This is a genomic window from Mycobacterium sp. (assembly GCF_036490025.1).
GTDB lineage: Bacteria > Actinomycetota > Actinomycetes > Mycobacteriales > Mycobacteriaceae > Mycobacterium.
In genome coordinates this window covers 24,747-49,812 of record NZ_DASXEP010000172.1, presented here as the reverse complement: position 1 = coordinate 49,812, position 25,066 = coordinate 24,747, and the positions used below count along the sequence as shown (strand labels likewise).

At 67.2% G+C, this 25,066-nt stretch carries 27 protein-coding genes and 1 pseudogene; 10 read left to right on the top strand and 18 right to left on the bottom strand.

Going from position 1 to position 25,066, the window contains the following annotated elements; all coding sequences use genetic code 11:
* Positions 1–2: 2 nt before the first annotated feature.
* Positions 3–641, bottom strand: coding sequence for a TetR/AcrR family transcriptional regulator (locus VGG53_RS19955; protein ID WP_331519814.1), 639 nt, complete (start codon positions 639–641; stop codon positions 3–5).
* Between the two features lie 76 nt (positions 642–717).
* On the opposite strand from VGG53_RS19955, the gene VGG53_RS19950 reads away from it, so the two are divergent.
* The gene (locus VGG53_RS19950; RefSeq protein ID WP_331519813.1) at positions 718–2,187 is read left to right on the top strand and encodes an NAD(P)/FAD-dependent oxidoreductase; all 1,470 of its coding nucleotides are present in this window, start codon (positions 718–720) and stop codon (positions 2,185–2,187) included.
* Between the two features lie 4 nt (positions 2,188–2,191).
* On the opposite strand, the gene rraA is transcribed toward VGG53_RS19950, so the two are convergent.
* The 8 genes and pseudogenes from rraA to VGG53_RS19910 form a co-directional block, all read right to left on the bottom strand.
* Positions 2,192–2,677, bottom strand: coding sequence for a ribonuclease E activity regulator RraA (gene rraA, locus VGG53_RS19945; RefSeq protein ID WP_331519812.1), 486 nt, complete (start codon positions 2,675–2,677; stop codon positions 2,192–2,194).
* A gap of 9 nt (positions 2,678–2,686) precedes the next feature.
* Positions 2,687–3,025 (bottom strand): annotated as a pseudogene (locus VGG53_RS24095) (nucleoid-structuring protein H-NS); the annotation flags it as partial.
* Between the two features lie 310 nt (positions 3,026–3,335).
* Positions 3,336–3,848, bottom strand: a complete 513-nt coding sequence (locus VGG53_RS19935; RefSeq protein WP_331519810.1) for a copper resistance CopC family protein — start codon at positions 3,846–3,848, stop codon at positions 3,336–3,338.
* Positions 3,845–4,534, bottom strand: coding sequence for a YcnI family protein (locus VGG53_RS19930; protein ID WP_331519809.1), 690 nt, complete (start codon positions 4,532–4,534; stop codon positions 3,845–3,847). Before VGG53_RS19930 ends, VGG53_RS19935 begins: the two co-directional genes overlap by 4 nt.
* Positions 4,535–4,567: 33 nt before the next feature.
* Positions 4,568–5,224, bottom strand: coding sequence for a DUF6474 family protein (locus tag VGG53_RS19925; protein ID WP_331519808.1), 657 nt, complete (start codon positions 5,222–5,224; stop codon positions 4,568–4,570).
* Positions 5,225–5,317: 93 nt separating this feature from the next.
* Positions 5,318–5,716: a transcriptional regulator gene (locus VGG53_RS19920; protein WP_331519807.1), complete on the bottom strand. Its 399-nt coding sequence runs from the start codon at positions 5,714–5,716 to the stop codon at positions 5,318–5,320.
* A 478-nt stretch (positions 5,717–6,194) separates the two neighbouring features.
* Positions 6,195–6,728 carry a peptidase gene (locus VGG53_RS19915; protein WP_331519806.1) on the bottom strand — a complete coding sequence of 178 codons (534 nt, stop codon included), beginning with the start codon at positions 6,726–6,728 and terminating at the stop codon, positions 6,195–6,197.
* A gap of 189 nt (positions 6,729–6,917) precedes the next feature.
* Complete coding sequence (locus VGG53_RS19910) at positions 6,918–7,541, bottom strand: superoxide dismutase (protein ID WP_331519805.1); 624 nt, start codon at positions 7,539–7,541, stop codon at positions 6,918–6,920.
* Positions 7,542–8,347: 806 nt separating this feature from the next.
* Here VGG53_RS19910 and VGG53_RS19905 point away from each other — a divergent pair.
* The 3 genes from VGG53_RS19905 (at position 8,348) to VGG53_RS19895 (ending at position 10,804) form a co-directional block, all read left to right on the top strand.
* Entirely contained in the window at positions 8,348–8,677 is a 330-nt protein-coding gene (locus VGG53_RS19905) for a rhodanese-like domain-containing protein (protein WP_414689012.1), read from the top strand.
* A gap of 161 nt (positions 8,678–8,838) precedes the next feature.
* A complete protein-coding gene (locus VGG53_RS19900; protein WP_331519803.1) occupies positions 8,839–9,975 on the top strand; it encodes a DUF4328 domain-containing protein in 1,137 nt (378 codons plus the stop codon).
* A gap of 4 nt (positions 9,976–9,979) precedes the next feature.
* Positions 9,980–10,804 (top strand): glycerophosphodiester phosphodiesterase, encoded by an 825-nt coding sequence (locus VGG53_RS19895; protein WP_331519802.1) that lies wholly within the window; start codon positions 9,980–9,982, stop codon positions 10,802–10,804.
* A gap of 14 nt (positions 10,805–10,818) precedes the next feature.
* Here the strand turns inward: VGG53_RS19895 and VGG53_RS19890 are convergent, their stop codons facing one another.
* The 4 genes from VGG53_RS19890 to VGG53_RS19875 all read right to left on the bottom strand — a co-directional run bounded on the left by VGG53_RS19890 (position 10,819) and on the right by VGG53_RS19875 (position 14,243).
* Positions 10,819–11,364, bottom strand: a complete 546-nt coding sequence (locus VGG53_RS19890; RefSeq protein ID WP_331519841.1) for a ferritin — start codon at positions 11,362–11,364, stop codon at positions 10,819–10,821.
* A gap of 155 nt (positions 11,365–11,519) precedes the next feature.
* The gene (locus VGG53_RS19885) at positions 11,520–12,467 is read right to left on the bottom strand and encodes an LCP family protein (protein ID WP_331519801.1); all 948 of its coding nucleotides are present in this window, start codon (positions 12,465–12,467) and stop codon (positions 11,520–11,522) included.
* 167 nt (positions 12,468–12,634) lie between these two features.
* A complete protein-coding gene (locus VGG53_RS19880; protein ID WP_331519800.1) occupies positions 12,635–13,408 on the bottom strand; it encodes a type II CAAX endopeptidase family protein in 774 nt (257 codons plus the stop codon).
* A gap of 31 nt (positions 13,409–13,439) precedes the next feature.
* A complete protein-coding gene (locus tag VGG53_RS19875; RefSeq protein WP_331519799.1) occupies positions 13,440–14,243 on the bottom strand; it encodes a DUF2470 domain-containing protein in 804 nt (267 codons plus the stop codon).
* An 88-nt stretch (positions 14,244–14,331) separates the two neighbouring features.
* Here VGG53_RS19875 and pheA point away from each other — a divergent pair, with 88 nt between their 5' ends.
* Together pheA and VGG53_RS19865 are read left to right on the top strand one after the other, a co-directional pair.
* On the top strand, positions 14,332–15,273 hold the full coding sequence (pheA, locus tag VGG53_RS19870) for a prephenate dehydratase (protein WP_331519798.1): 942 nt from the start codon (positions 14,332–14,334) through the stop codon (positions 15,271–15,273).
* Entirely contained in the window at positions 15,270–15,959 is a 690-nt protein-coding gene (locus VGG53_RS19865; protein ID WP_331519797.1) for a histidine phosphatase family protein, read from the top strand. The genes pheA and VGG53_RS19865 overlap by 4 nt, the downstream gene beginning before the upstream one ends.
* A gap of 355 nt (positions 15,960–16,314) precedes the next feature.
* On the opposite strand, the gene VGG53_RS19855 is transcribed toward VGG53_RS19865, so the two are convergent.
* Both VGG53_RS19855 and VGG53_RS19850 read right to left on the bottom strand, forming a co-directional pair.
* Positions 16,315–16,665, bottom strand: a complete 351-nt coding sequence (locus VGG53_RS19855; RefSeq protein WP_331519795.1) for a metallopeptidase family protein — start codon at positions 16,663–16,665, stop codon at positions 16,315–16,317.
* 4 nt (positions 16,666–16,669) lie between these two features.
* On the bottom strand, positions 16,670–18,058 hold the full coding sequence (locus tag VGG53_RS19850; protein ID WP_414689010.1) for a septum formation family protein: 1,389 nt from the start codon (positions 18,056–18,058) through the stop codon (positions 16,670–16,672).
* A gap of 93 nt (positions 18,059–18,151) precedes the next feature.
* On the opposite strand from VGG53_RS19850, the gene serS reads away from it, so the two are divergent.
* Complete coding sequence (serS, locus tag VGG53_RS19845) at positions 18,152–19,408, top strand: serine--tRNA ligase (protein ID WP_331519793.1); 1,257 nt, start codon at positions 18,152–18,154, stop codon at positions 19,406–19,408.
* A 4-nt stretch (positions 19,409–19,412) separates the two neighbouring features.
* Here serS and VGG53_RS19840 read toward each other — a convergent pair whose 3' ends face one another.
* A complete protein-coding gene (locus VGG53_RS19840; RefSeq protein WP_331519792.1) occupies positions 19,413–19,901 on the bottom strand; it encodes a DUF2834 domain-containing protein in 489 nt (162 codons plus the stop codon).
* A gap of 71 nt (positions 19,902–19,972) precedes the next feature.
* Between VGG53_RS19840 and VGG53_RS19835 the strand changes: the two genes are divergently transcribed.
* Both VGG53_RS19835 and VGG53_RS19830 read left to right on the top strand, forming a co-directional pair.
* Positions 19,973–20,596, top strand: a complete 624-nt coding sequence (locus tag VGG53_RS19835) for a TetR/AcrR family transcriptional regulator (protein ID WP_331519791.1) — start codon at positions 19,973–19,975, stop codon at positions 20,594–20,596.
* Between the two features lie 59 nt (positions 20,597–20,655).
* On the top strand, positions 20,656–22,218 hold the full coding sequence (locus VGG53_RS19830) for an NAD(P)/FAD-dependent oxidoreductase (protein WP_331519790.1): 1,563 nt from the start codon (positions 20,656–20,658) through the stop codon (positions 22,216–22,218).
* On the opposite strand, the gene VGG53_RS19825 is transcribed toward VGG53_RS19830, so the two are convergent.
* Entirely contained in the window at positions 22,215–22,553 is a 339-nt protein-coding gene (locus VGG53_RS19825; protein WP_331519789.1) for a hypothetical protein, read from the bottom strand. The genes VGG53_RS19830 and VGG53_RS19825 overlap by 4 nt on opposite strands.
* Positions 22,550–24,100, bottom strand: coding sequence for a Rieske 2Fe-2S domain-containing protein (locus tag VGG53_RS19820; RefSeq protein ID WP_331519788.1), 1,551 nt, complete (start codon positions 24,098–24,100; stop codon positions 22,550–22,552). Before VGG53_RS19820 ends, VGG53_RS19825 begins: the two co-directional genes overlap by 4 nt.
* Before the next feature lie 138 nt (positions 24,101–24,238).
* Here VGG53_RS19820 and VGG53_RS19815 point away from each other — a divergent pair, with 138 nt between their 5' ends.
* Positions 24,239–25,018 (top strand): 1-acyl-sn-glycerol-3-phosphate acyltransferase, encoded by a 780-nt coding sequence (locus tag VGG53_RS19815; RefSeq protein ID WP_331519787.1) that lies wholly within the window; start codon positions 24,239–24,241, stop codon positions 25,016–25,018.
* Positions 25,019–25,066 lie beyond the last annotated feature (48 nt).

The window sequence follows — 25,066 nt, the reverse complement described above, 5'->3', positions numbered from 1 at the left end:
GGTTAGGGCTGTTCCCCGTAGATGCTGGTGACCCAGATGTGGACCAGTGTCTCGAGCAACCGTTCTTTGGGGACCGACGGGCGATCGCCGGCGAAGGAGCTCAGCATCAACTTCTCGTTGAGCAGGTTCAACGCCGCTGAGAGTTCATCGGCGGGCAGCGTCACCGGTGCCGCGCCGCGGGAGCGCTCGGTCTCGATCACCATCGCGATATGCCCGACCCACTTCTGCATGAAGCGTGACCACAGTTCGCGGAGATCCTTGTTCGTGCGCGCCGACTCGGCGGCCAGCGAGACGGCGCGGTGCGAGCCGAACGTCTCGACGAAGACATTGATGCCGATGCGCCACAGCGACTTCAGGTCGGCCGGCGGATTGGCGACCATGCTGTCCAGCGCCGAGTCGGCTTCGGTGATCACCCGCTCGAACAACGTGAGCAGCACCGCGTCCTTCGACGGGAAATAGAAGTAGAAGGTCGGCCGGGACAGCCCGGCGCCTTTGGCCAGGTCATCGACCGAAATGTCGGCGAGTGGACGATGCTGCAGCAACTGTTCGGCGGTGGTCAGGATCGCCAGCTCGCGGTCGTCACCGGACGGGCGCCCCGAACGCCGGCCCCTCGAGGCGCGGCTGGAGCTGACGGTCGTCACATCCGGTACTTTACATGCTGTCGAGAAATTCGACACTGTGTTGACGCACTCAACACGGTGTTGATACCGTGGCGCCATGACTGAACATCTCGACGTTGTCATCGTCGGTGCCGGCATCTCCGGCATCAGCGCGGCCTGGCACCTGCAGGACCGCTGCCCGTCCAAGAGCTACGCGGTGCTGGAGCGCCGCGACGACCTCGGTGGTACCTGGGATCTGTTCCGCTACCCCGGCATCCGCTCCGACTCGGACATGTTCACGCTGGGATTCCGGTTCAAGCCCTGGGAGTCGTCGACGTCCATCGCCGACGGCGCGTCGATCAAGGCCTATATCAGAGAGGCCGCGGCCGAAAGCGGCATCGACAGCCACATCCGCTATCGCCACCGGGTAGTGGGTGCCGAATGGTCGGACGCCGACAACCGATGGACGCTCACCGTCGACAACAACGGTCAGCAACAAGAGCTCACCTGCTCGTTCCTGTTCGCCTGCAGCGGTTACTACAACTACGACGAGGGGCACCTGCCGAAGTTCGAGGGCTACGACGACTTCGACGGCACCATAATTCACCCGCAGCACTGGCCGGAGGATCTCGACTACGCCGGCAAGAAGATCGTGGTGATCGGCTCCGGCGCCACCGCAATCACGTTGATTCCGGCGCTGGTGAATTCCGGCGCCGGCCACGTCACGATGCTGCAGCGCTCGCCGTCCTACATCGGCTCGCTGCCGCTGAGCGACCCATTCGCCGAGCAGACCAACAAGTGGCTGCCGACCAAGCTCGCGCACGCCGCCAACCGGTGGAAGTGGATCGCGTTCAGCACATTCCAATACCAGTTCTCCCGCAAGTTCCCGCGCCAGATGCGCAAGACCCTGCTGACGATGGCCAAGCGGCGGCTGCCGCAGGGCTACGACGTCGACAAGCACTTCGGCCCGAGCTACAAGCCGTGGGACCAGCGACTCTGCCTGGCACCCAACGGCGATCTGTTCAAAACCATCCGCAAGGGCCAGGCCGACGTCGTCACCGACACCATCGACCGGTTCACCAAGACCGGGATCAAGCTCGGCTCCAATCAAAAACTCGACGCCGACATCATCATCACCGCAACGGGTTTGAACCTACAGCTGTTCGGTGGCGCCGAGATCCGGCGCAACGGCGCACCCGTCGAGCTCACCGACACGATGTCCTACAAGGGCATGATGCTGACCGGCATGCCGAACATGGCATTCACCATCGGCTACACCAACGCGTCCTGGACGCTGAAAGCCGATCTGGTGTCCGAGTTCGTCTGCCGGGTGATCAATTACATGGACTCGAACGGCTACGACACCGTCGTACCGCAGCACCCGGGCGATTCGGTTGACGAGCGTCCGTTGATGGACTTCACCCCGGGCTACGTGTTGCGGGCACTGGACTACCTGCCGAAGGCGGGTTCCGTCTCGCCATGGCGGCTCAAGCAGAACTACTTCATGGACCTGCAGCTGATCCGCCGCGGCAAAGTTGACGACGAGGCCCTGCAGTTCGCCAAAAAGCCTGCTGCCCTAACGGTTTAGCGGTTTAGCCGGCCGCAGCGACGACGACAATGCCGTCGTCATCGCTATAGGCGATGTCGCCGGGCACGAACTCCACTCCGCCGAAGCTGACCGTGGCGTCTCGCTCACCGGCTCCGGTCTTGCCACTCTTGCGCGGATTGGTGCCCAGCGCCTTGATTCCGATTTCGATACCACGCAGCGCCGCCGCGTCGCGAACCGCGCCGTGCACGATCAGCCCCGCCCAGTGGTTGGACCGAGCCAACTCGGCGATGAGATCGCCGACCAGCGCAGTGTGCAGCGAGCCCCCGCCGTCGATCACCAGCACGCCACCATCGCCGGGCCTCGCCAGGACCGATTTCAGCAGGGCGTTGTCTTGCGCGCACCGCACCGTGCTGATCGGGCCGGCGAACTGCGTCCGCGCACCGAACTGGCGGAATTGAACGTCGCAGCTGCGCACGTCGGGCCCGATATCGTCCACCAGGTCGGCCGTTGCCCGGAATATCACAGTCACCGGGCCAGGTTAGTCATCGTCTCGGCGGAGCTGGCGGATCAGCAGCAGGGCCAGCACGCTGATCGCGATCGCCACCGCGACCGGGACCGGCCAACGGACGCTGGAGTCCGCGTCTGGCTCTGCCGGCAGCGGGTTGCGCGCCGCGTCAACGGTTGACTTGGCATGTGCCGCGGCATCTTTGGCTGCGGCGGCGAGCTGACCGTTGGTGTCCGGCGCCGGCGGGGCGATCTTTTTGGCGGGCGCCTTGTGCGCGGGTGCTTTTTTCGCGGGTGCTTTCTTGGCGGCTGCCTTTTTGGCCGCCGACTTCTTGGGAGCCGGATGGGCGCCCTTCTTGGCGGCCTTTGCCGGCGCGGCTTTCTTCGCGGCCTTGGCCGCTGCCTTTTTGGCCGGGGCTTTCTTCGCCGGCTTGGGCGGTTCCTTGCCGGCCGGCGCCGGGGGTGCCTCGTCCGCAGGGGGCTGCGGCGGCGGGGGCGGGTCGGGCGGTGGGGGCGTGCTCAGGGGTGGTTCAGGCGCGGGGTCGGGCGTGTCGTTCGGTCGATCCTGCGGGTCTGCCATCCGGCTGCTCCTTTGCCGTTTCTCGTCGCGTACACCGGCCCGGTGGCGTGGAATCCATCATGCCAGGGCCGCCGAAGGGGTGAGCCCCCCACGTTGCGGCTGCTCAGGGCCTGTTCCTGGTAGCCCATATCGCTCCGGCGCCAACCAGCACCACAGCGCCGAGAACGAACGGCCAGATCGGGACGTCGTCGGTCGAGTCGTTGGCGGGCTGCGCCGTCGGACCGGGTGTGCCCGTGCCCGCTGTCGTCAGCCGAAACGACCACGACCCGGCAACCACGTGCCCGTCGGCCGACGTCACCCGGTAGTTGACCGTGTAGGTGCCGGCCGGACCCAAGGGGCGCACCCCGACGCTGACGACGGTGCCGCGCACCTGCGGCGCGCTGGCCGACCATAGATTGCCGTCCGGACCGACCACCGTCATCGCCGCGAACGTGGTTTGCAGATCCTCGTTGAAGGTCGCGCTGACCCGGACCGGACCGGTGCTGACCGCGGCATTGTCCGCGGGGTCGGCCGACACCCGTGCGGCGTGCGCGCCGGCGGCGCCGGCGGTCCAGGTGGCCGCGAACGCGACTGCCGCCAGCAGTGCCACCACGACGACGGGTGCGCGGCGGCTCATGTTCGCCGCACGATCAGTGCGACACCGACACCGAGAGCGCCGACGACCAGCGCGGCTCCGGCGAGGATGCGCGCGGTGTTGTCAACGACCTGCCGGGGCTGTGGTTCCGCCGGTGCAGCGGTGGCGGTCGGTGCGGCGGACTTGGTCGGGGTGATCTGCGGGGCGGGCGACGGTGTCGAGCCTGAATTCAGCATCAGCGTCGGCGCGGGATGTTCCGGCTCGGCCCCGCCGGGCGCCGGCGGCTGGTCCCACTTGACCACCTGGCCGTCGGCATAGGTCTGCGTCGTCGGGAAGCTGACCGTGTCGGCGTCGGGAAGCTTCACCGATATCCGGAAGACCCCGAATTGGTCCACCGGAATTCCGCCGTCGGGCCCCGCCGTCCACGTCACCGAGCGAACCGTGCCCCCATCGCGGTCGACCTTGGCGGACCATCCCGGCTTCTCCTCCGTCTGTACGGCAGAGACTTTGGTCAGGTCGACCGTGACCGCGGTGGTGGCCGCGCCGGCGGTCGACTCGTTGGGCACCTGGAAGCTGACCGTCGCGAAGGCGCCTCGGGCGGCGTCGTTGCTGCTGGCCTGGACGTGCGCCCACGCCGTCGTGATCGCCGCGGCCGGTCCGAGATAGAGCAGCGTCGCAGCGACGGTTCCGATCAGCGTGCGCTTGACGATGCTGCGGTGAGATGACATCGGGATCGCGTCCTGTCTGGAAAGGGTCGGGGATCAGCTCAATCCGAGCCGGGCCATCAGGTCGGCGTCGACCTCATCGAGTTGTCCGGAGATGGCGGCGTGGGCGCCGCGACGGCGGGTGGTGGGCATGTTCTCCGCGGCGGTGACGGCGGCCGCAAGGTCGGCGAGCCGCTCGGAAATAGCGGCCACGAATTGTTGGGTTTCGGCATCCCTCGGCTTGTTCTCCTGCACCGTCCGCAACGATCGCTCGGCGCCGGCGATACGCGCGGACAACCGGCCGCCGTGTCCGGAGAACTGTCCGACCTGGGCCAGCGGAACGTCGAGCCGGTCGGCGCGTCGCTGGTCGAGCAGCCCGCGCGCGGCGGTCGCGATCCGGTAGGCCAGCGGTACCACGATCGGAGCAAGAAGCCGAGACACCGTCAGCAGTCGGCGAATCCTCGTCGGCGACAGCACCTTGCCCTCGCGCACCGCCTTCAACTTGGTCTCGGCCACCTTCAGCGCCGTTTGGTCGCTGGCGCGTTGCGCCTTCAACTGCTCGCGGAGCGCCTTGGTCTCTGCCCGCTGCGCGGATTTGAGACGACGAGCCTCGTTCTTCGCCGACAGCTTCGCCTCGAGTTTGGCCTTGGCCTTGATCGCACGAGCTTCGGCGCGACGCGTCGCGCGGGTTTTTCGCTTGCCGAACAGGCCCATTCGCGGCCGCCTCCCCGGAATCTCGTCGACTAACGCGGTGCCTGTGCGGCATCGATGGGCCAACCCTAACCGGGCCGGCCGGACCGACTGCCGTCAGGCGTCCAGCTGTTCTTTACGCCGGAGCTCGTCGACGCGCTGAACGACGTCCTGCTGCGCCTCGGGGGACAGTCCGCTGGCGCGCATCGCGATCCGCCGAACGCCCTCGTCGCGCATGACCAGCAACCACGACAACTCTTTGTCGAGCTTCTCGTAATACTCGTCGTCGGTGAAGTAGGCCGGCTTGATCCGGAAGAAGTTCGCCAGGGCGGCCATGGTGGCCGACGACGGGTTGGTGCGGTTGCCAGAACGTAGCTGCGACAAATACGGAGCCGACATCGTAATTCCCTCAGCCTTCAGCGCCGCGATGACTTCGGCGGAGGTGTGCGGCCCTCGTCCGGGCGGGTAAACCGTGTCGAACAGGCGGTTCAGGCGGGCGGAAAACGTCGTGCTCATCGATAGGACCTCCACCGGGTTGGCAGATCGCAAGACTGCTTCAAAGTATTTGCTGATCATCGTAGCCAGAGTTATCGCCGCAACCAAGTGCAAACTTCAGAGGAATTGACGCCAACGGTATTTGTGCAAGGCGGCGTTGCCGTCGATTTGTACCGAACGCGCAATGCAGTGAATACACATGAAGTTCCAAGGGAATTGTGCGGCGATTCCTCGCTTCGAGGACTAATGGCCGCGACAGGTCGGCCGGCTAGTTGCGAGCGTGTGTGTCCACGGCAACCTGCGCGGCACGCGGCCGCGGCGCGAGGTCAATTTGCTGTAGAGCGCCATGGAGCTGGCTGTGAGGCCACTTTCGCCGGCGCGGCACGCGCCGAAATCGGACGTAGGTTGGCCGGATCGTCCAGATCGCCGGTCAATCTGCTCGACGTCTCAGCAGACACGGCCTGCGCGCGGGCCGGACTACTTCCGGATGTCGGGAAACCTATGCGGCAAGCAGCATGGCCAAGATTGCTGTGTCTGGGTGGCTGATCGGGTCGACGCCGACGCGGCTGACCATCGAGGTGATGGTGCCGTCCGCCTCGGCCTCTACCCAGGCCGCGCGGTGTTCGAGTCCCAGATAGGGCAGACCGGGCAGCAGTACGCAGCCCGACGCGGCGCCATTGCACTCGGGCAGCGACGGTGTCGTCTCGGACGGCGGATGCAGCATCAACAATGCGGGCGGCTGATGATGGGCGAAATAGCCTGGCTGGATGGCGGATTCGCCGACCACCGGGCCCTCCGCCAAGACCAGTCCCACGGTCCCCGGAGCGGGCGCGTCCGGCAATTCCTCACGAACACCGAACACGGTTGTGGTGTCCAGCAATCCGGGAAGCGACGCCACTCTGACCGCGACCATCAACAGCTGCGCCCACTCTTTGGTCGAGTCGGGCCAGCGCCCAGAGATAACGAAGCCTTTCAGGGCACCACGGGAATGGAAGGGGGCCACTTCGATGGCCCGGCCTGAGCCAGTGTCCAATTCGCCCTCCGCCATACTCGGGTATCCAGCGATACGCGGGTGGGTCGATTCGATCAGCATGCGGCAGCCCGGCAACGCCCGCAAGCTGACACGAGCAATCGACGGCGACGAAGTCGAAAAGAAGCGCGGTCAAAATAGTGTTCGGGGCGCCGCGCGAATGGCGCGACGCCCCGAAACGTGAACCTGCGATCAGGCCGAAATCAGACCCTTGGTCTTCGAGGTCGCTGCCGCGTAACGGGATTGCACCTCGGCCCAGTCGACGACATTCCAGAAGGCTTTGGTGTAGTCGGCCTTGACGTTCTTGTACTGCAGATAGAACGCGTGCTCCCACATGTCGAGCAGCAGGATCGGGACGACGCCGAGCGGAAAGTTGGTCTGGTGGTCGTACACCTGGAAGGTCAGCAGCTTGTCGCCGAGACTGTCATAGGCAAGGACTGCCCAACCGGACCCTTGAATGCCGTTGGCCACGGCGGTGAACTGGGCACGGAATTTGTCGAATGACCCGAATGCGTCATCGACCGCGGCGGCCAGATCACCGGTCGGCTTGTCACCGCCGTTGGGGGACAAGATCTTCCACCACACCGTGTGATTGACGTGGCCGGCCAGGTTGAAAGCCAGGTTCTTCTCGTTCAGCAGGATCGCCGAGTGGTCGTCTTTGGACCGCGCCTCATCGAGTTTGGCGAGCGCGTCGTTGGCGCCCTTGACGTAGGTGGCGTGGTGCTTGTCGTGGTGAAGTTCGTTGATCTGACCCGAGATATGGGGTTCCAGCGCTCCGTAGTCCCAGTCCAAATCGGGCAAGGTGTAATCAGACACGAGGTTCCTTCCTGGTGATGATCGTTTCCGATCTAGTCGTACGCTCCACTCGCAGGCTGTGAGCGACGCGGGTCTGTCGTATGTAACCCTGCTCCATCGCTGCGCGTGCCGCAAGAACGAGCGCGTAGCCGGGATACCCAGCCAGGTGGGCTCAGAACCAAATGATGACAGCGAGAACCGCTAGCAAAATCAGCGCGATCAGCCCGGCGCGCAAGCCGGCGAGCAAGTACGAGCGATTGCACGTGGCCGACGTGGTGTACCAGTGCGACGTAGAGCTCGCCGACGGCGGCCCGATCGGTTGCGTTGTCATCGCACCTTCCCGACTTGCTCGTCCAACTGTTCCCCCAGTGAGATGAGTCACAAAACACCTTGGTGATCGCGATCATAACCTCTTGTGCACCGCCTGAAAAATTCAGCTGGCCACGACCCGCTGACCAGCGCATTGTTGCTGAAGCCGGTGTTGGTCGCGTGCCAAACAACGACCGCGTGCGCGGCGCGATCGAGCAGCGACACGGCCTTTTTGACTGTGACGTCCCCCATAGCGGACGCGATGCGAAGACCGTGAGTTCGGCTAAGAATTCGCTGAGGGGCGGGTCGGGCTGTCGATTACGAAGCGGTAACGGACCCGTGTTATCCACAACTGCCCGCCCGCCTCGACCGCGTGAACCTGCACGAATGCGCGAAAGCGCGCCGACGTGGCCTGTGCATAAACCTGTGGAAACTGTGGATACCCGGTGGTAGCTGGATGCCGGCCTTAGCGTCGCCGGGCCGGGCGTGCCAAGATCGAACGCGTGGACGGTGAACCGGTGATCGCGCAGACAGACGTCGGCGGGCTGCCCGCCGAATTCGGACCGGCGGCGGTGTTGCTGGATGTCCGTGAAGACGATGAGTGGAGCCGCGGTCACGCCGCGGACGCCCGGCACATCCCGATGGGCGAGGTGCCGGCCCGGTTCGACGAGATCGATCGGTCGGCGACGTTGTACGTCGTCTGCAAGGCCGGCGGGCGGTCGGCGAAGGTCGCCCAGCTGCTGGCCCAGCACGGGTACGAGCCCATCAACGTCAATGGCGGGATGCTGGCGTGGGCCGAGTCCGGGCGCCCGGTGGTCACCGACGACGGCGGCGCCGGAAGCATCTGACCGACCGCGCCGTCGCCGCTAGCAGCCGATTCGCCGGCCCGGTTAGTCTGAGCAGATGATCCGCGCCGGTGACGATGCAGAGCGCAGCGATGAGGAGGACCGGCGCAAGTGATCCCCGCCGGTGACGATGCAGAGCGCAGCGATGAGGAGGAGCGGCGCAGATGATCCAAGTGTGCTCCCAGTGCGGCACACGCTGGAACGTCCGCGACAAGCAGCGTTCGTGGTGTCCGCGATGCAACGGAACCCTGTTGGCGCCGTCGGCAACCGGGGCGCCGCAGCCGGGGGGCGCCGATTCCGGCTGGAGCTCCGGCCCGCGCAGCGCGCCACGGCTGCCACCGGGCTACCGATGGATCGCGGTGCGTCCGGGTCCGCCGCCCCCGCCTCGCCGTCGTCGCCGCCCGCTCGGACCGACCCCGCGGTATCTGGCGATACCGCGCTGGGGCCTGATGGACCACGTCGATGCGGACGGCACCGGCCCGGGCCGGATCGCTCGGCAGGCGCCACCGGCCGACCGTGTTCGTACGGTGCTCTTCGTTTCCGCGGTGGCGCTGGGTGCGGCGGCGCTGGTGCACCTGGTGCGGTACCTGCTGCTGGTCGTCAACCGCAACACGCTGCTGAACTGGCTGGTGGCTGACGCGGCGGGGCTGCTGAGCGTGTTGGCGAGCCTGGCCGCGATCGCGGCGGTGATGACCTGCGCGCTGGTGTTGACGCGATGGTTGATCGCCCGTCGTGCCGCGGCGTTCGAGTACGCGGTACGGCCGGAATCCCGTTCGCGCCGGGCGTTGTGGGCCGGCACCCTGCTGCCGCCGACAGCCGCAATGGCGCTGGCCATCACGTTCGCCGTGGTTGGTGCTACCACCGGACATGCGGCCAGCTGGGCATTGATGGCCGCCAGCATCGCGTTCTGCTGTCTGCCGCTCGTCGCAGCGATCTGGGTGCTGGTCTATGTCATCGAGCTGGCCAAAACCGAGGACCACTACGCCCGGCTGCGCTCGGTGATCTGGGGATGGTGGCTGTTGTGGCTGCTCAGCAGCGTGACGTCGATCTTCGCATCGGTCACAAGCGGGGCGCAGGACGCCCAGGGCATTGCCAACAACACCGTGGCGATGATCGTCGCTTACCTGTTGGCGCTGGTGGCAGTCCTGGCGACCGCGAAGCTCTTCGAGGGGTTTGAGGCAAAGCCGGTCGAGCGGCCGGCCCACCGCTGGGTGGTGGTCGCCGAGGACTCAAAAGTCCCAGCCGATGAGTCGGGATCCGCTGCAGCAGTTGAGTTGACGGGTGCAGTACCGGCAGCATAGGGACATGACGCGGGCCGAGGAGGTGGTCTCTCGGCACCCGTTCGTGGTGGCCCATCGCGGCGCGTCGGCTTCCCGGCCGGAACACACTTTGGCGGCATACGATCTCGCCCTTCGGGAGGGCGCCGACGGCGTCGAATGCGACGTGCGGCTCACCCGCGACGGACACCTGGTCTGCGTGCACGACCGCAAACTCGACCGGACGTCCAGCGGCGCGGGCCTGGTCAGCACGATGACGCTGGCCGAGCTCCGCGAGCTGGAATACGGCGCGTGGCACGGCAGTTGGCGTGCCGACGGCGGGCACGGCGATACCAGCCTGTTGACCTTGGACGCCCTTGTCACGCTGGTGCTGGACTGGAAGCGGCCGGTCAAGATCTTCATCGAGACCAAGCACCCGGTTCGCTACGGCGCGCTGGTGGAAAGCAAACTGCTGGCATTGCTGCACCGGTACGGCATCGCCGCGCCGGCATCTGCTGACCGATCCCGGGCAGTGGTGATGTCCTTCTCAGCGGCGGCGTTGTGGCGGGTCCGGCGGGCGGCGCCGCTGCTGCCGACGGTGTTGCTCGGCAGGAGTCATCGATACCTGGCCAGCAGCGCGGCCAGCACGGTCGGGGCCACCGCGGTCGGGCCGTCGATCGACACGCTGCGCGACCATCCCGAGCTAGTCGACCGGGCGGCCGCGCAGGGCCGGGCGTTGTACTGCTGGACGCCCGACGTCTACGAGGACGTCCGATTCTGCCGCGACGTGGGAGTGGCCTGGCTGGCCACCAACCACCCCGGCCGCGTCAAAGCCTGGCTGGAAGACGGCCTGACCGGCGCCGACTCACACTAGACGGGCCATCAGCCTCAGAGCCGGCCCCCGGCGACGGCGGGGGCGTCAGCCACGCCGCGCGGCCCGTCGACTTCCCGCGCGACGAAGTTCTCCAGGTCGAACAAGTTGGCTCCGGCGCGGTCAGCGACCCGCACCAGCGAGGTCATCAGCGCCATCTCCTCAACCTGCTCCTTGAGGAACCACTGCATGAACTGTTCGCCGAGGTAGTCGCCTTCATCGCGGGCGGCCGCGGCCAGCCTGCTGACCTGCTCGGTGACGATGCGCTCCTGATCGAGTGCCAAGGCCAGCGCGTCGCGTGGGGTGTCGAACGCGTTGCGCACCCGGTCGACACCGGGGACCTCGACCCGCACATCGCGGTCGAGCAGATATTGCACGAGCATCATCGCGTGGTTGCGTTCCTCGACGGCCTGAGCATAAAAGTGCTTCGCCAACTGGCGGAGGTCGGCACCGTCGAAATAAACGGCCATCGCAATATACTGCTGGGCATTGGTAAATTCGTGATAGACCTGCTCCTGCAATAATGCGTGAAACTTTGTTTTTTGGGCATCGTGATCATTCATGTGGGCCACGCTACCGCAGGTCAAACCGCGTTGTCATCCAAGGTAATACTTACTGAGGTCAGCTTTTCCTAAGTTAAGGAAGCCTACGTTTGCATTAGTTATCCGCGCCATTTTCGCCGGCCCTGAATGCAAAATTCCGGCTCGCGTTAATCGGCCTATGGCTGTTCGCCGAGCAGGGCCGACGGAACTGGCTCGTCGGCTGCCAGCGCATCGAACAGCGTGCCGGCCTTCTCGTGGTCCCACACCACCACCGAGCCCGAGTCACCGCTGGTGAACTCGCCGATCGGCACGGTCAACGCGGTGGTCGATCCGTGCAACGCCCAGCCCAGCCGGGCCAGGTCCCAGACGTGGTCGCCGTGGTCGACGGTCAGCGCGCCGATCGCGGCGTGTGGCACCGCGTACCACCGCCACGGGTTGAGCCAGACCGCCGGGCTGACCGCCCGGTGCAGCAGCGCCGTCATGAACCGCCGCTGGTCGACCATCCGATCCAGGTCGGCACGTGGGGTCGCTCGACTGCGCACGTAGCCGAGTGCGTCGCGGCCATGCAGCGTCTGGCAGCCGGCGGGCAAGTTGATGCCGGCCAGCGGGTCGTGGATCGGTGCGGCCGGACAGACGGCGACCCCGCCGAGGCCGTCGACCAGCGCGGCGAACCCGCCGAACCCGATCTCGGCGTAGTGGTCGATCCGCAGACCGGTGGCCTGCTCGAGGGTCTGCGCCAGCAGCGGCGCGCCGCCCATCGCGAACGCCGCGTTGACCTTGTCGCGGCCGTACCCGGGAATCGGCACATAGGAGTCGCGCGGGATGGACACCATCGTTGTTGCGGTGCCCGACCCGAACGCGGGCACATGTACCACCAGGACCGTGTCGGTCCGGCCGTTGCCGGTGTCACCGCCGGTAGCCAGCGCCTGCTGCTGCTCGGAGGTGAGGTCTTGGCGGCTGTCCGAGCCGACCAGCAACCAGGTACTGCCGTGCCCGGACGCCGGACGGCCCGGGTAGTCGGCCAGCACCGCCTCGCGGTGCAGCGCGGTCTCCAGCCACAGCGCGCCACCCAGGACCGCCGCCCAGCTCAGCAGCACGACGATCACCAGGCTCAACGAAACCATCTGTACCCCAGCGTGTTTGCGCCGCGGTGCCCGAGGTCGGTCGCGACCTAGCCGCGTGGCGCGGCGCCGGGGCGTCACCGGCTTGGGCGGCGGAGTCGTGCCCGGTGGCGGGGGCCGCCGGCGTCGGGGCGCGGCGCGGTCGCCGTACAGATGGTCGGATGGCATGGTCAATGCAGCCACCGCAAGTGGCCGGCCAGCAGGGCATACCCGACGAACGCCACGGTGTCGATCAGCCCGTGTGCGATCACCAGCGGCCACAGCCGCCCGGTGCGCTGCCAGGCATACCCGAACACCAGGCCCATCACCAGGTTGCCCAGCCCGGCGCCGAAGCCCTGGTAGAGGTGATATCCGCCGCGCAGCAGGCTCGACCACACCAACGCGGCGCGGGGACCGACGCCCAGCTGGCCCAACCGGGTGAGCAGGTAACCCACCACGACGACCTCCTCGGCCCAGCCGTCGGCGAAGGCGGTGAGAATCAGCATCGGCACGCGCCACCAGGTGTCACCCAAGCCGGACGGGATGACCGAGGCGTTGATGTGCAAAGCCCGCGCCGCGAGGTAGAGCGCCAGTCCGGGCAGCCCGATCAACGCGGCCAGGCCGACGCCGCCGAGCAGGTCGGGGCGCCACTGCAGGCGGGCCAGCCCGACGGCGGCGGGGCGTAATTCCGTGCGCCACAGCAGATACAGGCCGAGGCCGCCCCAGGCGACCAACTGCGTCACGACGGTCGCGTTCAGGCCGAGGTCGATCAGGTCGAAGTACGACCGCTTCGGGTTGAGCGGAATCCGCTGAGCGCTCAAGCCGCGCAAGACCGAGTCGGCCAGCTGCAGGATCGCGATCACAGCGCTGAGACCGAACGTCACGCTCAGCACGATTGCGAGCTCGACGCGCAGCGGCCGGCGTTCGGCCGCCCGGTCGTCGGCGGCACTGGCAGGCGCGATCACCCCGACACGGTAACCGCCACCGCGCGGCTGCTCAGTCCTGGCGTGCTCGCAAGCCGTTCACGAACGGGCAGCCCATCAGCACCCGGATGGCCTGGCCCAGCCCGGTGAGGTCGTCCACCGGTTTGCGGAACGGCAGCCGGACGTCGCGGTCGCCGTCGGCGCTTTCCACCCGCAGCCGCATGCCGTAGCGGTCGATGCCGAGCGGGCGGACATCACCGCGCCGCAGCCGCGCCGGCAGCCGGGTGGCCAGCCGCGCGACCACGTCGCGGTGCGCGGCGTCCAGGTGCTTGATCCAGCATGATTCGAACTCGCAGAACGGGTCCGGGCGCGCGGCCAGCAGGGCCGCCGCGTCGACGGCCTCGGCTCCGGTCGCGTCGGTCACCACCACCGATTCGATCTCCAGCCGCGCCAGCAGGTAGCGGGTGTCGCCGCAAGCCGGTGGACCGGAGCGGGGCGTCTGTACCTGCAGCAGTGCGGGGTGCGGGTGCTCGGCGGCGATCAGGTCGAGCATCGCGGGCAGCGACGGCGGCGACACCTGGTACAGCCGCCCGCGTATCCACACCAGCGAGCGAACCGGTTCCCGCAGTGCCAGCGGCGCATAGTCGGCGAGCTCGAGCACGGCCGGTGCCCCCGCGGCGTCGCGGTCGATCACCTGCTCGGCCACCGGGCCACCGATCGGGACGCCGACGGCGAACGAACCGTCGGCGAGCAGATGGTGCAAAGGGGTGGTGAGCGGCTCGGCGCTCTCGACGGCGAGCAGCGCATCACCAGCGCGAACGCAGGTGCTGCGGATTCGCTCGGCCGTGGTCGGAGCCGGAGATCCAGCGAGTGTCATCGTCGACCGTCCCATCAAGTGAGGTAAGGCTAACTTAACTAGCAACGATCGGCGGGCGCAAGACGCACGACCCGATAGGGTTTTGATCGTGGCCAGCATCGCGTATCTCGGTCCCGCGGGGACGTTCACCGAAGCGGCGCTGTTGCAGATGACCGATGCCGGCATGGTTCCGCAACGGGGCGCGGGTGAATGGCAGCCGATGCCAGTCGACAGCACCATCGCGGCGCTGGACACCGTCCGCGACGGCGTCGCGGAGTTCGCCTGCGTGCCGATCGAGAATTCGATCGACGGTTCGATCATGCCCACGCTGGACAGCCTGGCGATCGGGACGCCGCTGCAGGTGTTCGCGGAGCTGACGCTCGACGTCGCCTTCAGCATCGCCGTCAAGCCCGGTCGCACGGCCGCCGACGTGCGCACGCTGGCCGCCTTCCCGGTGGCCGCGGCACAGGTGCGGCAGTGGCTGGCCACCCATCTGCCCGCTGCCGAGCTGCGCCCGGCGATCTCCAATGCCGATGCGGCACAACAGGTCGCCGACGGAGCTGTCGACGCGGCGGTGAGTTCCCCGCTGGCCGCCACCTATCGCGGGTTGTCGACGCTGGCCGATGGCGTCGTCGACGAAGCCAACGCGCGTACTCGCTTCGTGCTGGTCGGCCGGCCGGGGCGGCCGCCAGCCCGCACCGGCGCCGATCGGACGTCGGTGATTTTGCGGATCGACAATGCGCCCAGCGCGCTGGTGTCGGCGCTGACCGAGTTCGGGATGCGCGGTATCGACCTGACCCGTATCGAATCCCGGCCCACCCGAACCGAATTGGGCACCTACGTGTTCTTCGTGGACTGCGTGGGCCACATCGACGATGACGCGGTCGCCGAGGCGCTCAAGGCGCTGCATCAGCGGTGCACCGATGTGCGCTATCTGGGTTCCTGGCCGACGGGAGAGGCTGCCGGCGCACCGCCGCCGCAGTCGGATGCCGCCGCGCGCTGGCTGGCGCAGCTGCGCGCGGGTCCGGCTGACGACGGGCCGTCGCGATGAGCGGACGGCTGGTGCTGGTCCGGCATGGTCAGTCCGTCGGCAACGTCGATAGACGTCTGGATACCCGCCCGCCGGGGGCGGAGCTGACGCCGTTGGGCCGTGAGCAGGCACGGGAATTCGCGCGCGGCGCCGCGTCGCGGCCGAGCATTTTGCTGCATTCGGTGGCGACCCGCGCGGTGCAGACCGCGTCGGAGATCAGCGCCGTGGTCGACGTGCCGGCCCGCGAGGTGATCGGCATCCACGAGGTGCAGGTCGGCGACCTGGAAAACCGCAACGACGACGAAGCGGTCGAAGAGTTCAACGTCGTCTACCAACGCTGGCTCGAGGGCGAGCGGGACGTGCCGATGCCCGGCGGCGAAAGCGGCAACCAGGTGCTGGACCGCTACCTGCCGGTGCTGGCCGAGCTACGGGCGAGCTATCTCGACGACGCGGACTGGACCGGCGACATCGTCGTCGTCAGCCATGGCGCGGCGATCCGGCTGACGGCGGCCGTATTGGCAGAAGTTGCAAGCAGTTTCGTGCTTGACCATCATCTGACCAATACCGAGTCGGTGGTGCTGACGCCGGACGCCGACGGGCGCTGGAGCTGCGCGCGGTGGGGAGCCCTGACGCCGCCGTTTTATCCGGTGCCGGATGCCACTCCGGTGGAAGACGCGGTGGAATCCAGCTCCGACCCGATGGGCTGACGGCTCAGATCGCAACAGCCGATGGTGCGTCCAGGTGGGCGCAGTCGCAGCCGACCGCGTCACAGTCCACGACGAACGCGTGCGGCAGTAGCTCGGGGCTGGTGCAGTCCTCGTCGGTGCATTCCGAGCGGTGAAGCCAATGGCGAATGAGCGTGCCGTGGCAGTGCTCCAAGCCTGCACGGCAATCGCGGCAGTTGTTCATGGGCTGTTCTTAGCACTCTTCGCCGACAGATCCGCGATGCCGCGCCCTACGGGGGCGCGGACGGCATCCAGATCGACGCCGGCGTGCCGCCCTCTCGCCATTCCTCACGCTGCCGTCGATCTCGGCGTCAAAGCGCCCGCGCCCTATGCCCAACTATGCCCAGCCCAGTTCGTGCAGCCGGTCGTCGTCGATGCCGAAGTGATGGGCGATCTCGTGTATGACGGTGACCTTCACTTCCTCGACCACCTGCTCGTCGTCGTCGCAGATGTCCAGCAGCGCGTCGCGGTAGATCGTGATGGTGTCCGGCAGCGACCCGGCGTAGTGGGTATCGCGTTCGGTCAGCGCCACGCCCTCGTACAGCCCGAGCAGATCGTCCTCGTCGGGGTGGCGGTCGGCGACCAGCACCACCACGTTGTCCATCACGGCGGCCAGCCGCGGCGGGATCAGGTCGAGAGCATCAGACACCAGCTCGTCGAACCGGTGCGAATCCATCCGCACGGCCACCCGGCTACTGCCCGGGTGCGGGGGGCGGCGGAGGTCCGGCCGGGGCGGGCGGCGGGGGTTCGGCCGGAGGTGGCGGCGGGGGCAGTCCCGGCGGCGGTTCGGGAGCCGGTGGTGGCGCTTCGGGCGCCGGCGGTTGCGGGGCGGGTGCCGGAGCTTGGCCCGGAAGGTGTTGGTTGCCCTGCCGTTGGCTGGACGAACCGCTTGAGCCGCTCGAGCCGGAAGAGCCGGACGATCCCGACGAACCGCTCGATCCGGCCGACGAGCTACCGCCTCCGCCGGCAGTGGGGCCCGTCGGGATCGGCGGCAGGTTGAGCCGCTCCTGCGGGATGTCCGGCGGCGGAACCGGCGGTTGGCCGTTGATCTTCAGCGGTCCCTTGGCGCTGTTGAGCAGCGTCGCCCAGCCGCCGTTACCCAGCGTCGCCCCGATGCTGCAGGCCACCTGGCGGCTACCGGCCGACCAGCTGGGCAACGACAGCGTGCTGTAAATCAGCGTCAGCGTGGTGCTGCGCAACTGCACCGGCGCGAGGTAGGCGTCGGTCAGTTTGGTGCAGGAGTCCTTGATGAAGCCGTCCTGCTCGGGCTCCGGCGGTAAGCCCTCGGGGAACCTGGCCAGCAGATTGACCGTGCCGGTGACCTCCATCGCGTGCGGCGCGGCGCAGTCGACCGGAATATCGGTGGGCTGGTTGGTCGACGGGTCGATGCCCAGGCAGGTGCCGTCCGGCCACGCCTTGGACTGGTCGACGTCGGCGGCCTTGCCCTTGAACGCGATCTGTTGGTTGCCCGCCCCCGGCAGCTGCACGCCGCACAGCATCCGTCGCTCGCCGAACTGTCGCCATGCTTTGTCCCCGGACCACAGCATGCTGATGACGAACTTGCTGTTCGGGTCGAACTTGGCGCCCAGGTAGCGGCGCACCGCCGACTCGCACTGCTCCTGGCTGATCTGCTCGATGCGGACGGCCGTCGGCGGCGGGGCGCTCGGCCCGTACTCCGAACCGGGGAACGTGCGCATGTCGATGGACTCGGCGACCTCGAACCGGTGGTCGTCCTTGCAGTCGACGATCGAGGCGGCCTCCGGCATCCGGTCCGGCCACATCAGGCAGTTACCGCTGGCGGCGCGGTTGAAAGCGTCGTTGCCCTTTGCGCCGGTCGGAGGCACCGGGTCGATGTAGCCGGCCAATCGCCCGGGACCGCCGCCGACCGGCAGGGCGGTGACGAGCCCGGCGATCAGCAGACCGCCCAGCGCGGTGAGCAGCAGAGCCCGCCGTGTCGCCGAGGCTTGCAGCGTGCCGTTCAAAGTGGTCAGCCATTCGAGCCGCGGCAGCCGGCGACCCGGCCGGTCGGCCCCGGCGGGGTCGCGCTCGTCACGCTCGGATTCGTGCCACATCGGTCCCATTCTGACAGGCCGCTGGCGCCCAGTGACAGCTGATGCGCAAGTTACTCAATGTGGTTGTCGCTGGTGAGTGCCGCCCGCGTAGGGTTCTAGGCCGTGATCGACCTGAAGTTGCTCCGGGAGAATCCCGACGCCGTCCGCCAATCACAGACCAGCCGCGGCGAGGATCCGGCGCTGGTCGACACACTGCTGGCCGCCGACACCGCCCGCCGGACCGCGATCTCGACCGCCGACTCGCTGCGCGCCGATCAAAAGGCCGCCAGTAAAAAGGTCGGCGCCGCATCGTCCGAGGAGCGCCCCGCCTTGCTGCAGCGCGCCAAGGAATTGGCCGAGCAGGTCAAGGCCGCCGAGGCGCAACAGGCCGAGGCCGAGGCGACGTTCACCGCCGCGCACATGGCGATCTCCAACGTGATCATCGACGGCGTGCCCGCCGGCGGAGAGGACAACTACGCCGTCCTCGACGTTGTCGGCGAACCCGCCGCGATCGACGGCCCCAAAGACCACCTCGAGCTCGGCGAGAAGCTCGGCCTGATCGACATAGAACGCGGCGCCAAGGTGTCGGGTTCGCGGTTCTATTTCCTGACCGGTCAGGGTGCGCTGCTGCAGCTGGGCCTGTTGCAGATGGCCATCCGACTGGCCGCCGACAACGGTTTTGTGCCGATCATCCCGCCGGTGCTAGTCCGCCCGGAGGTGATGGCGGGCACCGGCTTCCTCGGCGCCCACGCCGACGAGGTATACCGGGTGGAGTCCGATGACCTCTATCTGGTCGGCACCTCGGAGGTGCCGTTGGCCGGCTACCACGCTGACGAGATTCTGGACCTTTCCGGCGGGCCGCTGCGCTATGCGGGCTGGTCGTCATGTTTTCGTCGGGAAGCCGGCAGCTACGGCAAAGACACCCGTGGCATCATCCGCGTGCACCAGTTCGACAAGGTCGAGGCGTTCGTCTACTGCAACCCCGCCGACGCCGAGGCCGAACACCAGCGGCTGCTGGGCTGGCAGCGCGAGATGCTGGCCCGCATCGAGGTGCCCTATCGCGTCATCGACGTCGCCGCAGGCGATCTCGGCTCGTCGGCGGCCCGCAAGTTCGACTGCGAGGCGTGGGTGCCCACCCAGCGGACCTACCGCGAGCTGACCTCGACGTCCAACTGCACCACCTTCCAGGCCCGCCGGCTGGCCACCCGTTACCGCGACGCCGGCGGCAAACCCCAGATCGCCGCGACGCTCAACGGCACGCTGGCCACCACCCGCTGGCTGGTCGCCATCCTGGAGAACCACCAGCGACCCGACGGCAGTGTGCGGGTTCCCGAGGCGCTGGTGCCGTTCGTCGGCACCGAGGTGCTCGAACCGGCGTAGCCGCTTAAGCGATCGGCGCCGGCATTGGCCTGTGCGCCTGCCGGCGCTGCCGCTCGATGGTAGCGAAGTAGAAGGCGAACGCGAACGCGAAACTGGTGAACAGGCTGGACACAAAGTACAGCCACGGCCGACGCAGCCCGCGCCGGTATCCGTCGGTAATCGTAAACAGCGGCAGCAGAACGACATTAGCGATCGTGTAATCCTGGCTGGCCGAACTGGCCGCCGGGTTGGTGAACATCAACCGGATGTATTCGGCCCAGCTGCCGTGCTGACCCCAGAGCGGGTTGCTGGAGCCCTGCGAATACTGCTGCACGAAGCGGATATTGAAGTACCAGCCCAGCACGACCGAGGCGATACCGATGACGTAGTAGAGCACTTCCAGCGGGGAGAACAGCGAGCCGCCGGCCGGACGGGAGAAAACCGCACGGTTGGACGCGACGAGCCAGCTGATGACCGCGATACCGAGAATTGCGTGGGTGAAAAGCGAGACCATGACGGCAGTCTCACCCGCACCCCGAAGTTTTGTCAATATTGACATAACGCGATCTGAGGTAATTTACAGGGGTGATCCGGCCGGCGCAGACGGCGCGTAGCGAGCGCACGCGTGAGGCGCTGCGTCAGGCGGCGCTGGTGCGCTTCCTGGGCCAAGGTGTCGAGGACACGTCGGCCGAGCAGATCGCGGCGGACGCGGGAGTGTCGCTGCGGACGTTCTATCGGCACTTCTCCTCCAAACACGATTTGTTGTTCGCCGACTACACCGGGCTGCACTGGTTTCGCGCGGCGCTGGACGACCGGCCCGCCGCCGAATCAATCATCGACTCGGTGCAGGCCGCGATCTTCGCGTTCCCGTATGACGTTGACGCCGTTGCGAAAATCGCCGCACTGCGAGATCACGAGATCGACCCGGGCCGGATCGTCCGCCATATCCGGGAGGTGCAAGCCGACTTCGCCGACGCCATCGCGAACCAACTGCAGCGGCGTAGCCGGGTGGCCGATCCGGCACCGGACGACCGGGTGCGCTTCGCGGTGACCGCGCGCTGCATCGCGGCGGCTGTGTTCGGCGCGATGGAGGTCTGGATGCTCGGCGACGATCGATCATTGGGCGAGCTGGCGCGCGTCTGCCACCTGGCCCTGGAGACGCTGCGAGCCGGCATCACCGAGACGTGGACGGCACAAGTTTCGTCATAATTGACAAAACTTACCCATCCGTGTCAGCCTGCGCAGCAGCAGAGCGGAAGGCGGAGAAAATGACCGACTACGACGCGATCGTGATTGGCGCCGGGCATAACGGCCTGGCCGCCGCGGTGCTGCTGCAAAAGGCGGGGCTGCGGACGTTGTGTCTGGAATCCAAGCTCTATGCCGGCGGCATGGCATCCACCGTCGAGCTGTTCGAGGGCTACCACTTCGAGATCGCCGGTTCGGTGCAATTCCCGACCGCGCCGGTGGTCCGGCAGGCGCTCGGGCTGGACACGCTGCCGAACATCGACCTGGACGTGATGTCGGTGGCGCTGCGCGGTGTCGGCGACGACCCGATGGTCCAGTACAGCGACCCGATCAAGTTGTTCACCCACCTCAACGAGGTGCACGGGGCGGACGCCGTCAACGGCATGGTGGGGCTGATGGCCTGGGCCCAGGCGCCCACCCGGGCCCTGGGTCGGTTCGAGGCCGGGGCACCGCCGAAGACTCTCGATGAGATGTATGCCTGTGCGACAAACGAATTCGAACGCTCGGCCATCGACGACATGCTGTTCGGGTCCGTGACCGACGTGCTGGACCGCTACCTTCCGGACCGCGAGAAGCACGGCGCGCTGCGCGGCTCGATGACCGTGCTGGCGGTAAACACCCTCTACCGGGGGCCGGCGACTCCGGGCAGCGCGGCGGCGCTCGCCTTCGGGCTGGGCGTCCCCGACGGCGACACCATGCAGATGAAGAAGCTGCGCGGCGGCATCGGCGCGCTCACCGCGCATCTGGTCGAGGTGCTCGAGCACGACGGCGGCGAGGTCCGGCTGCGCACCAAGGTGACCGAGGTCCTGGTGAAAGAAGGCACGGTGGGCGGGGTGCGCACCGAGGCGGGCGAAACCCTGACCGCGCCGATCGTCATCTCCGCGATCGCGCCCGACGTGACCGTCAACGAGCTGCTCGATCCCGCGGCGGTACCCGCTGATATCCGCGAACGCTACGCACGAATCGACCACCGCGGCAGTTACATTCAGATGCACTTCGCGCTGGACGAGGCACCCGTGTTCGCGGCGCCCTACGAAGCGCTCAACGAGCCGAGCATGCAGGCGTCGATCGGCATCTTCAGCACGCCTGAAGAAGTCCAGCAGCAGTGGGAGGACTGCCGCCGCGGGATCGTGCCCGCTGACCCGACGGTCGTCTTTCAGGTCCCCTCGCAGAACGATCCCGACCTTGCGCCTGCGGGCAAGCACGCGGCGTCGGCGTTCGCACTGTGGTTCCCTATCGAGGGCGACGCGGACTACGGCGCGGCGAAGGTCGAGATGGGTCAGCGGGTGATCGACAAGATCACCCGGTTGGCACCGAACTTCGAGCGCAGCATCAGCCGGCACACCACCTTCACGCCCAAACACATGGGAGTGATGTTCGGCGCCCCCGGCGGCGACTACTGCCACGGTCTGTTCCACGCTCAGCAGGTCGGACCCAACCGGCCGGGCCCGAAAGGCTTTCTCGGGCAGCCGCTTCCGATTGTCGGTCTGTACCTGGCCAGCACCGGCTGCCACGGCGGCCCGGGTATCACGTTCATCCCGGGATACAACGCGGCCCGTCAGGCACTGGCCGACGCCGGGCGCTAGTGTCGCTCGTCGAGCAACCGGTCCAGCAGCGCAGTGAACTCGTCCGGGTCGGCCGGGGTGAACGCGGGGCTGGGACGGGTGCCGGGCACGTCGAGGGTGATCAGCGTCGACCGCCACGGCCGCCGGATGTCCAGCGGCAGCCAGCGCCGCAGATCTGAGCTGCCCCAGAGGCGGAATCGGTGCATCATCAACCCCAACGGTTCGGCCCGGTATCCGCGGATGTTGTGCAGCGCGATGATCTTCGAGGTGCCGGACGGAAAGTGGTAGCGGCGCAGCGTGATTGCCTTCCGGTCCAACTGGACAAGGCCGTCATCGTAGGAGCCGTAGTTGCTCACGGCCGCGAACTCCGAAGCTGGTGACCGCGCGCGGTGAGGCAGCGCCCGGTGTCCAGGTTCCACTGCCAGCCGTGCAGGTTGCAGGTCAAGGTGTTGCCCTCCACCACGCCGAACTTGGACAGGTCCGCTTTCAGATGCGGGCACCGTCGCTGAATCTCCCAGCCGTCCATCGTGATCGACGCGGTGTCGTCGTGCGTTTCGGCGAACCAGCCGTCGGCATAGGCGATCCGCTCGTCGGTCAGGCATTTGAAGAACGTATAGAGGTACTCGTTGTAGCCGCCGACCCGCCAGGCCCTGAACCGGGTAGACAAGAAGATGGTGTTGACCCAGTCCGGCTCGTTGTCCCGCAGCACCGTGCGCACCAGCTCGGCCGGGATGGCGAACCCGTAACGGAACTTTTCGTCTGGAATTGCTTCTCGCACAGTGCGTTTGGGAAAGTCCAGCACCACTTGTTGGGAGCCGAGTATGAGTTCGACCGGATAGCCGATGCCGTCGCAGATCTCGTCGCCGGCCAGCATGATCGGCTCGAACACTGTTCGCAGCGGCTCGAGCAGCGATTCGCCGGCCGCCGGCTCCCAGCCGGCTTTCTCCGCCGCCAGCACCGGTTCCATCCGAGCGGCATAGTCGGCGATGTAGTCCGCCTTGCCAGTGCTGAAGATGGCTTCGACCTGCTCAGTGGGCAGCGGGTGCTGCAGCGAGTTCAGTTGTGCGCCGGTGAATTCAGCCGTCGAGCCGGGAATCATCAGCAGGCCCCGGTCATGGCCGTGGGTGCGCATCTGGTCGAGGAACACCATCTGGTCGGGGAAGATGTTGGCCGGATCACCGTGGTCGTCGTTGAGGTCGCGCAGCTCGGGGTCCAGGAAACAGGGCGGTCCCGCGGATGGGACCACCCAGGTCGCGCCGACTTGCGCAATGTACTGACGGGCCCGGTCCATTTGGCGCTGACGCTTCTGAATCCCGAACGTCGCCTTGGCGCGTTCCGGCATGTCGTAGACCATCGGGTACCAGATCGCACCGGAGTACTGCAGCAAGTGCACGTCGATGGGACCGAACTCGGCCGTCAACACGTCGAGGTCCACCGGCCGGGCGTCGTTCATGTTGAAAACGGTGGTGACCCCGTCGCAGACCACCAGCGCGGAATCGCCGATCGGTCCGTCGGCGGGCGCCCGCAGCGCGATGACCATGATGTCCAGGTCGCCCTTCGGCCCGCTGAGCCGGTGCAGCTGCGAGTCGGTGGTCTCGAAGAACCGGTGAAAGCCCAGCAGCTGCAATGCATTCTTCAAATCCGGCACCGGATAGTCCGGCAGCAGTACCGTGGCGTCCTTGTTGACGTGCTGGGCCAGCAGCTTCGCGTCGAAGTGGTCCCGGTGCAGGTGCGAGATGTAGAGGTAGTCGCAGTCGCCCAGCGCGTCCCAGTCCAGCCCGCTGTTGTCCGGGAACGGAAACCAGGCCGCGAAGTAGGCCGGATTGACCCAGGGGTCACACAGAATGCTCCCTGCCGGAGTCTCGATCCGAAAGCCGGCATGGCCGACGGTTGTGACCTGCACTGACACCTTTCAACAACTATTTTCCCGATGCTGGTCTGCCGTCCCGAGCCTAACGGCGATCGCAAGCGCAACCGCAGAACCGAGGTAAACGCCCGACTCGCTAGAGCCACCCAGGCGGGAACATTAGGCTTGATCACCGTGGAACCGGTATACGGGACGATCACCACGCTCGTCCGGCTGACGTGGCGTGTGCAGGGTTTGCGTTTCACCGTCGTCGGGCAAGAGCACATCCCGGACACCGGTGCCGTCATCGCCATCAACCACACCAGCTACTTCGACTTCACCCTTGCCGGACTCCCCGCCTTCCGGCAGCACCGCGCGCGCAAAGTGCGGTTCATGGCCAAGCAGGAAGTCTTCGACAACAAGATCACCGGGCCGATCATGCGCGGGTGCCGGCACATCCCGGTCGATCGCTCCAGCGGTGCGGCGTCCTACCAGGCGGCCGTGGACCGCCTCAGGGCCGGTGAGCTCGTCGGCGTCTATCCGGAAGCGACGATCAGCCGCAGCTTTGAGATCAAAGAGTTCAAGTCGGGCGCCGCCCGGATGGCGATCGAGGCCGACGTGCCGATCATCCCGCACATCGTCTGGGGCGCCCAGCGGATCTGGACCAAGGACCATCCCAAGAAACTGTTCCGCCCGAAGGTGCCGATCGTGGTCTTGGTCGGCGAGCCGATCCCGCCGACGTTGCCGGCACCCGAGCTGACTGCGTTGTTGCACTCCCGGATGCAGCACCTGCTGGAGAGGGCTCAGGATACTTACGGCCCGCATCCGGCCGGCGAATGGTGGGTTCCGCACCGGCTCGGCGGCGGTGCCCCGACCCTTGCAGAGGCCGCCCGGCTGGACGCCGAGGAAGCCGGCCAACGAGCGGCAGCCCGGGCGGCCCGCGAACGCGCGGGTTCGGCGGACGCCCCCGAGTAAAGCCGTGGAGCCGGTATTCCGCACACTCGAGATCGCGGCCAAGGCCCT

Excerpts from the sequence above, each read along its gene's own strand:
- VGG53_RS19950 (WP_331519813.1), top strand. The coding sequence starts at position 718 with ATGACTGAACATCTCGACGTTGTCATCGTCGGTGCCGGCATCTCCGGC.
- VGG53_RS19935 (WP_331519810.1), bottom strand. The coding sequence starts at position 3,848 with ATGAGCCGCCGCGCACCCGTCGTCGTGGTGGCACTGCTGGCGGCAGTC.
- VGG53_RS19930 (WP_331519809.1), bottom strand. The coding sequence starts at position 4,534 with ATGTCATCTCACCGCAGCATCGTCAAGCGCACGCTGATCGGAACCGTC.
- VGG53_RS19925 (WP_331519808.1), bottom strand. The coding sequence starts at position 5,224 with ATGGGCCTGTTCGGCAAGCGAAAAACCCGCGCGACGCGTCGCGCCGAA.
- VGG53_RS19920 (WP_331519807.1), bottom strand. The coding sequence starts at position 5,716 with ATGAGCACGACGTTTTCCGCCCGCCTGAACCGCCTGTTCGACACGGTT.
- VGG53_RS19900 (WP_331519803.1), top strand. The coding sequence starts at position 8,839 with ATGATCCAAGTGTGCTCCCAGTGCGGCACACGCTGGAACGTCCGCGAC.
- VGG53_RS19895 (WP_331519802.1), top strand. The coding sequence starts at position 9,980 with ATGACGCGGGCCGAGGAGGTGGTCTCTCGGCACCCGTTCGTGGTGGCC.
- VGG53_RS19890 (WP_331519841.1), bottom strand. The coding sequence starts at position 11,364 with ATGAATGATCACGATGCCCAAAAAACAAAGTTTCACGCATTATTGCAG.
- VGG53_RS19885 (WP_331519801.1), bottom strand. The coding sequence starts at position 12,467 with ATGGTTTCGTTGAGCCTGGTGATCGTCGTGCTGCTGAGCTGGGCGGCG.
- VGG53_RS19875 (WP_331519799.1), bottom strand. The coding sequence starts at position 14,243 with ATGACACTCGCTGGATCTCCGGCTCCGACCACGGCCGAGCGAATCCGC.
- VGG53_RS19865 (WP_331519797.1), top strand. The coding sequence starts at position 15,270 with ATGAGCGGACGGCTGGTGCTGGTCCGGCATGGTCAGTCCGTCGGCAAC.
- VGG53_RS19850 (WP_414689010.1), bottom strand. The coding sequence starts at position 18,058 with ATGGGACCGATGTGGCACGAATCCGAGCGTGACGAGCGCGACCCCGCC.
- VGG53_RS19840 (WP_331519792.1), bottom strand. The coding sequence starts at position 19,901 with ATGGTCTCGCTTTTCACCCACGCAATTCTCGGTATCGCGGTCATCAGC.
- VGG53_RS19830 (WP_331519790.1), top strand. The coding sequence starts at position 20,656 with ATGACCGACTACGACGCGATCGTGATTGGCGCCGGGCATAACGGCCTG.